10 protein-coding genes are annotated in these 13284 nt (G+C 51.5%); 1 reads left to right on the forward strand and 9 read right to left on the reverse strand.

Going from position 1 to position 13284, the window contains the following annotated elements; all coding sequences use genetic code 11:
- Positions 1–100: 100 nt before the first annotated feature.
- Both AC52PS_RS05520 and AC52PS_RS05525 read right to left on the reverse strand, forming a co-directional pair.
- On the reverse strand, positions 101–739 hold the full coding sequence (locus AC52PS_RS05520) for a tetratricopeptide repeat protein (protein ID WP_495562043.1): 639 nt from the start codon (positions 737–739) through the stop codon (positions 101–103).
- A 116-nt stretch (positions 740–855) separates the two neighbouring features.
- A complete protein-coding gene (locus tag AC52PS_RS05525; protein ID WP_495562044.1) occupies positions 856–2247 on the reverse strand; it encodes a class II fumarate hydratase in 1392 nt (463 codons plus the stop codon).
- A gap of 216 nt (positions 2248–2463) precedes the next feature.
- Between AC52PS_RS05525 and AC52PS_RS05530 the strand changes: the two genes are divergently transcribed.
- The gene (locus AC52PS_RS05530) at positions 2464–3018 is read left to right on the forward strand and encodes a GNAT family N-acetyltransferase (RefSeq protein ID WP_495562045.1); all 555 of its coding nucleotides are present in this window, start codon (positions 2464–2466) and stop codon (positions 3016–3018) included.
- 106 nt (positions 3019–3124) lie between these two features.
- On the opposite strand, the gene AC52PS_RS05535 is transcribed toward AC52PS_RS05530, so the two are convergent.
- The 7 genes from AC52PS_RS05535 to AC52PS_RS05565 form a co-directional block, all read right to left on the reverse strand.
- Positions 3125–4270 carry a citrate/2-methylcitrate synthase gene (locus tag AC52PS_RS05535; protein WP_495562046.1) on the reverse strand — a complete coding sequence of 382 codons (1146 nt, stop codon included), beginning with the start codon at positions 4268–4270 and terminating at the stop codon, positions 3125–3127.
- A 69-nt stretch (positions 4271–4339) separates the two neighbouring features.
- On the reverse strand, positions 4340–5839 hold the full coding sequence (gene lpdA, locus AC52PS_RS05540) for a dihydrolipoyl dehydrogenase (RefSeq protein WP_495562047.1): 1500 nt from the start codon (positions 5837–5839) through the stop codon (positions 4340–4342).
- 26 nt (positions 5840–5865) lie between these two features.
- Entirely contained in the window at positions 5866–7272 is a 1407-nt protein-coding gene (odhB, locus tag AC52PS_RS05545; protein WP_495562048.1) for a 2-oxoglutarate dehydrogenase complex dihydrolipoyllysine-residue succinyltransferase, read from the reverse strand.
- A 93-nt stretch (positions 7273–7365) separates the two neighbouring features.
- Positions 7366–10269 (reverse strand): 2-oxoglutarate dehydrogenase E1 component, encoded by a 2904-nt coding sequence (locus tag AC52PS_RS05550; RefSeq protein WP_495562049.1) that lies wholly within the window; start codon positions 10267–10269, stop codon positions 7366–7368.
- Positions 10270–10366: 97 nt separating this feature from the next.
- Positions 10367–11236 (reverse strand): succinate--CoA ligase subunit alpha, encoded by an 870-nt coding sequence (sucD, locus tag AC52PS_RS05555; RefSeq protein ID WP_495562050.1) that lies wholly within the window; start codon positions 11234–11236, stop codon positions 10367–10369.
- A gap of 30 nt (positions 11237–11266) precedes the next feature.
- Positions 11267–12394: an ADP-forming succinate--CoA ligase subunit beta gene (gene sucC, locus AC52PS_RS05560; protein ID WP_495562051.1), complete on the reverse strand. Its 1128-nt coding sequence runs from the start codon at positions 12392–12394 to the stop codon at positions 11267–11269.
- Positions 12395–12468: 74 nt separating this feature from the next.
- Complete coding sequence (locus tag AC52PS_RS05565) at positions 12469–13266, reverse strand: succinate dehydrogenase/fumarate reductase iron-sulfur subunit (protein WP_495562052.1); 798 nt, start codon at positions 13264–13266, stop codon at positions 12469–12471.
- Positions 13267–13284 lie beyond the last annotated feature (18 nt).

The following is a 13284-nucleotide window of genomic DNA, read 5'->3' on the forward strand; positions in this document are numbered from 1 at the left end:
CTGTACTGCTGCACACAGACCTGGCTTTAGACCGGTACTGCTGCGAAACGGCATGCTCCAAAGCGGCATACTGTGCAGCGGCATACGGCAGGGCGGCGTGTTACCATTCCAGATCAGTCATAAGGGTAAGCTTGGTCTTTGCCCGGGGATCATCCGGATTTATTTCCAGTACCTTCCGAAACGACTTGATGGCATCGGTGTTCCGGTGCAGACCATAATACGCCTGCCCCAGCATATAATGACCTTCACTGAGATTAGGAGTCTCTTCGAGCAACTCTGTGAGAAGCTTGATTGCTTCATTAAAGTGCTTTTCCTTTATTTTGATTTGAGCCAGAAAAAAGTTTGCTATCATGGACTCGGGTGCAATTTCATGAAACGCCGAAAAAGCCTGATCAGAATCATCATCCCTTCCAAGAAAAAAATTGATGAGCCCCACGAAATAAGATGCCATGGCATGACTTTGATTCTTTAGCTCAATCACCTTGTTGAAGGATTCAAGAGCTTTGATGAGTTTTCCAGCCCGGAAATACGTGACTCCCAGCTTATAGTATGCGACCCCCCATTCGGGTTCTTTTTCCAAGGCTTTGAGATAGTATTCGATACTCTTATTCAAACTACCCTGAGAGTAATGGATATTTCCCAGATTCAGGAGGATGAATCCGCTTTCAGGGTACTCCTTCAACAGACTCATGAAAGATGACTCCGCATCACTCCAGTTACCCTGCATGAATTCGCTCATTGCTTTAATATACTGAGGATCTGACTGATTCAATTGTTCCATATCTTATCCTTTTCCTTGTAGCTTAACCGTTCCTGAACTATCCCGCAAGAAGAAATCCCTGCTTTTGCACCGCCTTAATCTCTGTTGGAAATCATCCCCTGGGGATCAAGAATAGCATCTATTTCAGCCCCGGAAAGAATTCCCTCGTCCAGTACCACATCACGGATTTTCCGTTTTTCCTTGAATGCTTTATATGCCAGTTTCGTGGCACTGTCGTAGCCGATTTTTACGGCAAGGGGCGTCACCATGGCCAGACTCCAATCGATCCAATGACGGCAGCGCTGCTCATCGGCCTGCATTCCCCGTATTCCCTTATTTGCAAGTGTACGGCAGGCATTGCTCAAAACCTCTATGCTTGTGAGCACCTCATATGAAATAAGAGGATTCATCATATTCAATTCCAGAGGAGCATTCTGTCCTCCCATGGTTACGGAGGTGACCTTTCCATGAACAAACGCCGCCACCTGTATGAGCATTTCAGGTATTACAGGATTCACCTTCCCTGGCATAATGGAACTTCCCGGCTGAAGACTGGGTAGAATAATTTCTCCCAGCGCTCCCCGGGGGCCGCTGGCTAAAATTCTAAGATCATTTCCGATCTTCATAAGGGAAGTGGATAGAACATTCAGCGCTCCCATGAACTCAACCTGAGCATCTCTGGCTGCAATCCCTTCAAAACAATTTTCAGCGGGGCGGAACGGCAGGGAAATTTCCCCGGCAATACCATCTATGGCAAGGGGGGCAAAATCTTTATGGGTATTGAGCCCCGTTCCTATGGCTGTTCCCCCCAGCGGAAGTTCCTCAAGGTTTTCAAAGGTTCGCCTGATCCGTTTTTCAGCCTTCCTGATCTGTACCCCATATGCGGAGAACTCCTGTCCCAGGGACATGGGAACCGCATCCTGGAGATGGGTTCGCCCCAGCTTCAGGACCTCGGAAAACTCTTCCGCCTTTTCCTCGAAGGCGGTGGCAAGATCATCCAGGGCAAGCAGAAGTTGTTCGGCCTCAATCCTGTTGGAAATATGCACGGCAGTGGGTATTACATCGTTTGAGCTCTGACCGCGGTTCACATGATCGTTGGGATGCACAGGTTTACGTTGTCCGATGGGTTCGCCCAGAATTTCATTCGCCCGATTGGCTATCACTTCATTGGTATTCATATTACTGCTGGTACCACTTCCTGTCTGAAACACATCGATGGGGAAATGCTCATCCCATTCACCCTGGATCACCTCATCTGCGGCCTTCACAATTGCATCGGCAAGGGCCGTATCCACCAACCCCAGCTGGGCGTTGGCTCGGGCTGCATGTTTCTTGATCAGGGCAATCGCCCTGATCATGGGAACCGGAAGGGGTTTTCCGGATATTTGAAAGTTCTCAACCGCCCGCTGGGTTTGAGCCCCCCAGTATGCCCAACCGGGAATTTCTATGTTGCCCATGCTATCGGATTCACTGCGTGTTTTTTCCATCTCTCACTCCAACATGTTCGGTTTCCCGGTCTTCCGGGTATGTATGAGCATAATATGTCCAACCAAATAGCTCAACAAAATTTTTCTTTAGCAAGATTATCAGAATTATATCCGGACGAGGGTTCAGGTCCTCAGAGAAGGGATGGGCATATCTTTTTCTCTCCTTTCCCTTTAGAGAATATTGCCTTCCTGCATAACACCTTCTACAATATCTCCATGATTACATATCTCACCGCAGCATTGCGGCACTTGGACCCCATTCCACTGGAACTCAGTGAAATGGTCAGGACACAGCTGAAAGAAGACGGCATGGAGCTGAGCACCACGGAGACGGAAAACCGACTTCGGCAAGCCTCCCAATCCGGACTTGCGGTATATATTTGTGCCGCGCTGGAAACCGATCCTCAGAATGAGAACGCAGTATCAGGGCAGGATGAGCGTCCGCTGTTTAACAAACTGAATGACGGCGCACTCCTGGGTTTTGCATTTTTCAATATCTGTTATGGTCTGGAATGCGGGGGAGAATACCTGTGGCTGAATGAACTCCACGTTGACCAGGAAAGCAGAAGAAAGGGAATTGCATCTGGAATCCTGAACTCAATAGAGGAATGGGCCCGGAAGCGGGGCTGCGCCTACACTGCCTGCCTAACCGGGTCGGATAATGAAGCAGCGCAGGGTATGTATCGCCGTCAGGGTTTCAGCATCAGCAAGGTTAACTGGGTGGAAAAGGATCTTACAGTTCCCGGCGAGGCTGACTCCGGGCTGGATTAGCGTCCATTATTCAGAAACCTACTCCGGGATCTGGAGGAATTCCCCCCAGCCGCATGCCCCAGTCCCGCTGCTTCAATTCCACCCCTGCAGCCTAACGACCTACCTTTCAGGCCCGTTCTTCCAGAGGCTTCACACGTTTCCCCTCGGGTCCGGTGTAAATTGCAGTGGGCCGGTAGATCCTGTTATCTTCCCGCTGCTCCAGTATATGCGCAAGCCAGCCGGCTACCCGTGAGGAGGCAAATATGGGGGTAAAGAGGGTTTTCGGGATCCCCAGAAGATCGTACACCGCACCGGAAAAGAAATCCACGTTGGGGTATACGTCCTTGCCCTTCTTTTTCATGTGATCCCCCACAACTTCTTCAATGGTTTTCAATATCCGGAAAGAGCTGTCGTCCCCCTTCTCTTTGGAGAGGGTCTCCAGAAACTCTTCCATAATCACCGCACGGGGATCCTTGGCACGATACACCCTGTGTCCCATTCCCATAATTTTCTGTTTTTCTTTCAGGGCGTTTTCCACCCATGCCCTTGCATTGTCCGGTGAACCCACTTCATGAACCATATTCATCACCCGTTCATTTGCGCCCCCGTGAAGGCTTCCGTAGAGTGCCCCGATGGCCGCAGATATGCTGCTGTAGCAGGTTGATTTGGTGGATGCAACAACCCTGGCAGTGAAAGTGGAAGCATTGAAATGATGTTCGGCGTGAAGAATAAACGCCGCATCCATTATTTGGCCGTCTAGTTTGCTAGGTTCCTCCCCCTTCAGCATATACAAAAAATTGGCTCCGAAACTCAGATCTTTTCTGGGTGGAACGTATTCTTTGCCGTTTTTTATCCGATGAAAGGCGGCAACCACAGTCGCCAGTTGGGTCACCTGATGAAGGGTGCTGGTGCAATGGCAATTCGGGCCGTGATGGATTTTGTGATCGATGTAGGAACTGAGATAGGCAATGCTTGACTGGAGAAGTTCCATGGGGTGGGTATCCCGGGGGAAGCCCTTCACCATATCAAGAATCTCAGGCTTAATGTCCCGCTGGGTTCTCACCCTCAGGTGAAACCCTTCATACTCGGACTTTGTTGGAAGATCTCCATACAGCAGAAGGTAAATTACCTCTTCGAAAGATGCTTTACGGGCAAGCTCGGAAATAGGATATCCACGGTAATACAACTCACCTGCCTGTCCGTCGATCCGGCAAATGGAACTTTCTGCGGCAACAACACCTTCCAGCCCTTTTGAGTACTCAACTTTCGTCATTCAAATCCTCCATATGTGTTTTCAGTCTTCCATCCTCCGGGATGCTCCGATTGGATGAAACAGTCCGGCTTAACGCAGACTGTGAATGCTGCGGTTTTTTACCGCCAGCGCAGCTTCCTTTACGGCTTCGGGCAGTGTGGGATGGGCATGCACGATTCTCGCAATATCTTCGCTGCTCCCTTTCATTTCCATAACGCTCACCACTTCACTGATGAGATCGCTTGCCCAGGGACTGAGAATCTGAGCACCCAGAATCCTGTCGGTTTTTGCATCCGCCAGGATTTTTACAAACCCGCTGTCAACCCCCATTGCCAAAGCGCGTCCGTTTGCCGGAATGGGGAATACTCCCTTGGCGTATTCGGTTCCTGCTTTTTTCAACTCATCTTCATGGACTCCTACTGTGGCGCCCTCCGGATGGGTGTACACCACTCCGGGAATGACGGCATAGTCGAAGTGAGCCGGGATTCCAGCCATCCGTTCCACTGCAGTAACCCCGTCTTCTTCCGCTTTATGCGCCAGCATTGGGCCGTGAATCAGGTCCCCGATGGCGTACACCCCGGGAATACTGGTCTGATAATCCTCATCCACGGCAATTCTCCGACCGTCATCGTCAAGCCCGATTCCGGCTTCCCGGATCCCTGCGGACTCAAGCGCGGGCCTGCGCCCCACTGCTACCAGCACTTTTTCCGCTTTTACTTCTCCAGGGTCGTTCTCCAGGGTCAACTTCACCGAGCTTTTCAGTTGTTTCGCCTTGGTGACCGAGTTCTTCAAAATAAACTCAATACCCAATTTCTTCAGATCCCGCATTAGGGTTCTGGCGAGTTGACTGTCCCAACCGGGAAGAATCTGATCCATCATTTCTATTACGGTGACCTTGGAACCCAGAGATGCCCACACCGAAGCCATCTCCAATCCAATTGCCCCTGCCCCGATTATCGCCATACTTTTGGGAACGTCAGTCAGGCTCAATGCACCGGTGGAAGAGAGAATTTGCCCTCCGTCAAAGGGCATGAAGGGAAGCTCTACCGGCACACTGCCGGTTGCCAACAGTACCCTGGAGGCTTTAATCTCTTCTCTGGGTTGGGTCTTGCTTTCCCGGGGATTTTCCGCTGGAGGATACTGGTTCAATCCTCCGCTGCTGCGCTCCCATTGCCGTTCATCATGATCGTATACCTGAATGGTATGAATATCGGATGAGCCCGGCTGATTCAAAACTCCCCGTCCCTCAATCCTGGCAATTTTATTTCCCTTGATAAGGGAATCAACGCCTCCGGTGAGCTTCTTCACCACCGCCTGCTTTCTTTCAAGCATCTTCTCCAGATCCAGGGTTACCGCTTTTGCCTGGATTCCGTGTTCAGGCAGGATTTGCTCCACCTCATGATAGCGATTGCTTGAATCGAGCATGGCTTTAGATGGAATGCACCCCACATTCAGACAGGTACCTCCGGGGCTTTCCATTTGTTCGATTATCGCCACCTTCATATCCAGCTGTGCTGCGCGAATGGCCGCCACATAGCCGCCGGGTCCGGCACCGATTACTGCCAGGTCATAAATTGTATTTTCGCTCATATCGGTCTCTCCCTTTTCACCCGGACTCATACATCGAGAAGCAGGCTGTTCGGGTCCTCCACAGCTTCTTTGATGGTTTTCAGGAACCCTATGGCCTCTCTACCATCCAGAATCCTGTGATCATAGGTCAATGCAAGATACATCATCGGACGAATGACAATTTCTCCATCCCGGACCACAGGCCGCTGCTGAATGGTATGCATTCCAAGAACTGCAGTCTGGGGAGGGTTGGGAATGGGGGTTGAGAGCATGGAACCGAACACTCCGCCGTTGGAAATGGTAAACGTTCCCCCCATAAGCTCGTCGGGCATAATCTTCTTTTTTTGGGCCCGCTGGATGAAGTCAAGAATAATGGACTCGATCTCTGCGAAGCCCTTGGACTCGCAGTCCCGGACCACAGGGGTCATTAATCCCCGCTCCGAGGATAGGGCCACACCGATATCAAAAAACTTGTTGTAGATAATATCGGTTCCGTCAACAAATGCATTCACCTGGGGATATTCTTTCAGAGCCTTCACAGCAGCTTTCAGGAAAAAGCTCATGAATCCCAGTCGGACACCGTGTTTTTTTTCAAAGCTTTCTTTGTACTCTTTCCGGATATCCATAACCGCCTTCATATCCACTTCATTAAAGGTGGTAAGATGGGCCGCAGTTTGTTTGCTTTCAACCAGACGCTCTGAAATTCGCTTGCGAAGATTGGTCATGGGAACCCGCTCCTGTCTCTGGGGATCAATATCTCCATGAAGGGGAGCGCTCCTGGAGGAGGACTTGGCATCGGAACCGCCGGAGCCGGCACCCTGCTTTACATAGCGCTGGATGTCCTCTTTCAGCACACGCTTATCGGGGCCGCTTCCGGGAATATCCGAAGGATCCAGATCCAGTTCCGCAACCAGTCTCCGAACCGCGGGGGATAGATCATCAAGACTGCGCTGCTTTTTTGCCGGACCCTGTTGCTTTGTGGTATCGGCCTGTCTCTGCCCGGCCCCGGATTTCTTCGGTCCGTCGGACGTTTTCTGTGCATTCTTCTGTTCCGGCGCCGGTTTTCCGGACCCAGTTCCGGCGGAACCCTGAGTTGATGTTGCGCCGGAGCTTTCTTCAGACTTGGATTCAGGTTTCCCTTTAGATTTCCCTTCGGATTCCCCTTTAGAATCTTCTATAGACACCGGGGCATCATCCCCGGAAGACTGAGCCGGGGCTGCTGCATTTTCATCAATGCGGCCCACGGCTGAGCCCACATCCACCTCACTTCCCTCCTGGGCGTCAATATGAAGAACTCCGGATGCGGTGGCGGGAACTTCCATGGTCGCTTTGTCGGTTTCCAGCTCAAAAAGGTTATCGCCCTCTTCCACAGCCTCACCGTCTTTTTTCAACCATGTTGCAATAATTCCCGAACTTACCGATTCACCAACATTGGGAACAACAATTTCAATCATGCAATCAACTCCTGGGTCTGTTTCGCTTCAAATGCACCTTTCATATATTCAATACAGCGGCCTTCCAACCATGGCGCCTTGCAACACTTTCACTCACGAAAATGCGGCTTCCATTATATCCGCCAGTTCCTGCACATGCTGTTTATGACTTCCGGTTGCCGGACTTGGAGATGCCTTGCGTCCAACATATTCAAGGCGGCTGTTCCCGGGCATAAATCGGTCCTGACGGTAATGAACGAACTGCCAGGCTCCCCGATTCTCTGTTTCTTCCTGAACCCACAGAAAACGTTCAGCTTTGGAATAGGAAGAGATGACTTCGCTCAATCGTTCAGCCGGGAAAGGATAGGGCTGTTCCAGTCGGATTATTGCCGTTTCAGCCCCATTCCGCTTTTCCCGTTCTGCTGCCAGGTCGTAGAATACCTTACCGCTGCAGAGGATCACCTTACGGACGTTCTGTTTATCAACATCATCATCCATCACTGTCTGGAAATGCCCGTTTTCCAGTTCTTCAATAGTGCTGGCACAATCCTTTGAGCGCAGAAGGCTTTTAGGACTCATAATAATCAGAGGTTTCCGGTAATCCTGCTTCATCTGCCGGCGAAGCACATGGAAATACTGCGCGGGAGTGGTTGCGTTCACAACCTGCATATTCTGGTCTGAGCATAGACTTAAGAAACGCTCATAAAACGCACTGGAATGCTCAGGGCCCTGCCCTTCGTATCCGTGGGGTAGAAGCATCACCAGTCCCGAAGAGCGGAACCATTTGGTTTCAGCCGCAGCAATAAATTGATCGATAATTACCTGGGCACCGTTCACAAAATCGCCGAACTGCCCTTCCCAGAGAATTAAATCGTTGGGCATGGCCAGGCTGTACCCGTAATCAAACCCCAAAACTGCGAATTCACTTAACGGACTGTCGTACACCGAAAACCAGCCCTGATTGTCCTCCATAAATCTCAGAGGTACATACGACTTGGGTTCGGAACTCTCCACATCCCACCATACTGCATGGCGCTGTGAAAATGTTCCCCTTCGGCAGTCTTCTCCGCTGAGACGAATGGAGTGATCTTCAAGCAGAAGGGAGCCGAATGCAAGACTCTCGGCGAACGCCCAGTCTATGTTATCATCTTCGAAATATTGCTTCCTGCGTCCCTTGGTGAAGCGTTGCAGCTTGGGGTGTACATGGAAGTTCTCCGGAAGTGTGACCAATGTTTCGGCGATTTTGTCCAACACCTTCCGTTCCACCCCGGTGGGAACCGGAGCATGGCTGTATGTACGCCGAAAATCCTTCCATACTGCACCCTGGTAGGCGTCATCCATGCGGGGTTCGAAACCGTCCCGGGCTTCCTCGAGATGCTGCTTCAATTCGCCTACATATTGGCCGGCGTACTCTTTCTGATCAGCCAGCTTCCAGACTCCCTGATCATCCAGAGTATCTGCGTACAGTTCCCGGCCGGTTTTATGACTTTTAATCTGGTTATACATCTTGGGATGGCTAAAACTGGGCTCATCCGCCTCGTTATGACCGAGACGGCGGTAGCAGATAATATCTACTATCACGTCCTGACCGAATTTCTGTCGGAATTTCAACGCCAGATCCATGGCCCACACAACCCCTTCAGGGTCGTCGCTATTTGCATGGAACACCGGTATGGAAATGGACCGGGCGATGTCCGTGGCAAAAAACGTGGATCGGCTGTCCCGGCTTGCGGTGGTAAACCCGATCTGATTATTTACAATAATATGAATGGTTCCGCCGGTCTTGTAGCCCTTCAGCTGGGATAGATTCAGAGTCTCGGAGACCACTCCCTGTCCGGAAAATGCCGAATCACCGTGAATGAGAACGGGAATCACCTTTTTCCGGTGCCGATCCTTCCTCCGGCGCTGTACGCCCCGGGTTTTTCCTTCCACCACCGGGTTCACCGCTTCCAAATGACTGGGGTTGGCAACAAGACCAATGTGGAGGCACTCTTCACGATCTTCCCGTCGGTAATCTGCTGAAAATCCGAGATGATATTTCACATCTCCGCTTCCCCCGTAGGTATGGGGCACATAATTATCCACAAACCTGGCAAATATATCTTTTGCCGGCTTTCCCATGGCATTTACAAACACATTCAACCGGCCCCGATGGGCCATTCCAAGAACGGTTTCTTCAACTCCGTAATCAAGCATGTGGTCAAAAAGATAATGGAGGGCTGGGATAAGCACCTCCCCTCCTTCCAGGGAGAAACGCTTTTGCCCGATGAAGTTTGAGTGGATAAATCGTTCAAATTCCTCGGCCTTGATCAGATCCTGCTGAAACTGCATTTTTTCCCTGTTTCCCCAGGGGGAGCGTGCTTTCTCACCTTCAAGGCGTTTTAAAAGCCAATTACGCACAGCCTTATTCTGTATGTGCAAAATTTCAGAGCCCACAGTACCGCAGTAGGTTCTGCGCAGGCGCTCAACAATTTCTCTGAGGGGCAGGCTCTCTTCGGGCATAAAACGCCCGGTGAGAAACGGAGTATCCAGATCTTCTTCAGAAAGCCCGAACTCCTCCAGGGTGAGGGTCTCATAGGTTCCCTCGATGGAAAACATCATGTACCACAGATCCGGGGTAATGTATCCTTTCAGTGGATTGAGTTCTGCGTAGAGATAGCCGATGTCCCGGTATGCCCAGATCATGGCGTTTACCCGGGACTGCTTATATGCCTGACTGTTGCGGCTGAGAGGAAGGGGCGTTTTCACCCCGGAGCTTGTAAGCCCCCGGGCGCCGGTATCCGGATTCTCGGGACTCAGAATTGCCGGCTCCCCGGCACCTGCAACGGGTCCGCTGCTATGGTTCTCCCGGGTATCGGGGAAGCCTTCACCTTCCAGAGCCGCATCCAACTGACCGTTGTGCAGACGCTGAAAGTATCCTCTCCAGTGTTCATCCACCGAATCGGGATCTTCCTGCCATTCACGATACAGCTCATCGATGAAATCAGCGTCGCTCAGATGTAGATAGTTTCCAATCATACTGCCATCCCTGTTTTTGGAGGGGTGCGGCCGGATACGCAGGAGGACATCCCCGTTCCGGCCTCAGTTACACCCGTCTCCGGCGGCCGCAGGCCGCTCAGGCCAGTTTTTCCTTCAGAATCCCGGGTATTTCACTGGGGGTATTTGCAACCTTTACACCTGCATCTTCAAGGGCCTTCACCTTGGCATCCGGAGTTCCCTTCCCCCCTGAGATGATCGCTCCGGCATGTCCCATCCGCTTCCCCGGAGGAGCGGTTCGGCCGGAAATAAACCCTGCAACGGGTTTTTTCATATTGGATTTAATGAAATCCGCCGCCGCTTCCTCGTCTTCTCCCCCGATTTCTCCGATCATCACCACTGCATCGGTGTCCGGATCCTCATTAAAGAGCTTGAGAAGATCAATAAAACTGGATCCCACAACCGGGTCGCCGCCGATGCCCACACACGTGGACTGCCCCATACCGTTGGTGGTAAGAGCATGAACCACTTCATACGTGAGGGTACCGCTGCGGCTGATCACCCCGATCCTGCCTTCCTTGTGGATTTTCAGGGGCATGATTCCAATTTTGGATTTACCCGGACTGATCACACCGGGACAGTTGGGTCCGATAAGTGTGAGTCCTTTCTCTTTCACATAATGATAGGTATCCAGCATCTCGTTCACCGGAACACCTTCGGTAATGCATATAATAAGGGGGATCCCGTTATCCGCAGCTTCACGCACAGCCGCATTCGCGAATTTCGGGGGCACGAAGATCACCGTTGCATCAATTTTTTTGGCAGCCTTGGCATCGGCCACACTGTTGTACACCGGCACTCCGTCCATCTCCTGACCGCCCTTACCCGGAGTGACCCCCGCAACAATATTGGTGCCGTCCTTCAGCATGGTTCGGGCATGAAAGCTTCCGTCCCTTCCGGTGATGCCCTGTACCAGTACGTTTGTTTTTTCATGTATCAGTATGCTCATTAATATATTCCTCCATGGCTGAATGCCGGATTATATGGCGGCGACCACACTCTTCACCGCTTCGTTAAGGTCGGTGGATGCCTTCAGACCCGCATCCTGTAAAATTTTCCGTCCCTCTTCATCGTTGGTCCCGATCAGCCTGATCACCAGGGGCACCTTAATATCCACCTCTTTCATTGCCATCAGCAGACCGTTGGCAATATCGTCACAGCGGGTAATACCACCGAAAATATTGATAAGTATGGCATCCACCTTGGGGTTGTTCAGGATAATTTTAATGGCGCTTACCATTTTATTGGGATTGGAGCTGCCTCCCACATCCAGAAAGTTCGCAGGCTCGCCGCCGAAAAGCTTGATAATGTCCATGGTTGCCATGGCCAGGCCGGCACCGTTCACGATGCACCCGATATTCCCGTCCATGCTCACGAAGCTCAAGCCAGCAGCCTTGGCGTCCAGCTCATCCTGGCTGTTCTCCTCGGGGTTACGCATCTGTTCAATATCTGAATGCTTGAACAGACCGTTGTCATCGAAGTTCACCTTGGCATCCAGGGCCATCAGCCTGCCGTCGTCCACAATGGCAAAAGGATTGATCTCCACAAGGGTACAGTCTTTCTCCATATAGATCTGAAACAGTTTTTCAACATGTTCACCGGCCTGCTTTGCCAGATCATCAGTTCCGAACACTTCCTTCAGCACAGGATTCAAAGCCTTCCAGTCAATTCCCCGGGCGGGATATATAGGAAATTTCTTAATGGCATCCGGGCGATCAACCGCAAGCTGCTCAATCTCAACCCCGCCTTCCGCGCTCATCATCAACACCAGATATTTGTTGAAGCGGTCCATGGTCAGACCCATGTAAAACTCTTTTTTAATATCCGATGCGGGGACAATGAGAACCTTCTCAACCTTCAGCCCCTTAATGTCCAGCCCCAGAATATCCTTTGCCCTGGCCTCGGTCTCATCGGCACTCTTTGCAACTTTCACACCGCCGGCTTTTCCCCGGCCGCCTACCAGAACCTGGGCTTTCACCACCACAGTGCCCCCCAGTTTCTCATATGCCGCTCTGGCTTCCGCCGCAGTTGTGGCAAGATACTGGGGTCCCACGTCTATGCCGTAAGACTGAAACAATTCTTTTCCCTGATACTCATGTATGTTCATTCAGCTCTCCAAAATGTGTATTGAAAAGAGGGCTGTCTGAGTTGGGAATCAGACAGCCCCGTATTTCCATGTTCTTAGTTTGATTTTTCCCTGGCGGCCTTCCGGGCAGCTTTTTGAGCAGCATCCTGGCCGTCATCGTTGATGCTCTCACCCCGCTCTTTACGGTACGCCTTAATCTGGCGTTTCGTCTGGTTGATCAGTTTGGTAATCGGGATTTCCCGGGGGCAGACTTCGGTGCATTTGAAGTTGTTTTCGCAGGGCCACACACCTTCAGGACTGTCCAGAACTGAAAGCCGGGGCTCCAGTCCTTGGTCTCTGCTGTCGTTCACAAAGCGGGCCGCCTGTACAATGGCGGCGGGTCCGATAAAATCGGGTTTTTTATCCAGCACCGGGCAGGCCGAATAGCATGCGGAGCAGAGGATGCACTTGGTGGGATCATCGAATGCGTCACGTTCTTCCACCGTCTGGGGCTGCTCCGCTTCGCCCTGCAGGTCATCCACGGCGGGAATAAAGAAGGGCTTTACATCCCGGTACTTTTTGAAAAAATCGGTCTGATCCACCATCAGGTCCCGCTGTATTGTCTGATGATTTAAAGGAATGAGCTTCACCACATCCCCGTCTCCGGAAGCAACATCCTGCACCAGGGTTTTGCAGGCCAGACCTTCTTTGCCGTTGATGATCATGGCATCCGAACCGCACACCCCGTGGGCGCAGCTGCGCCGGAAGCCCAGGGAACCGTCCTGGTTCCGCTTTACATCGATAATGGCATCCAGAACCCGATCGGTGGGATTCACCTCCACATCATACTTTTGAAAGAAGGGGGCCGAATCCTGCCCCGGATTAAATCGCTGTATTTCCAATGTTATTTTCATGCTCTGTATCCTCCGGTT

The sequence above is a fragment of the Salinispira sp. genome (assembly GCF_059431795.1).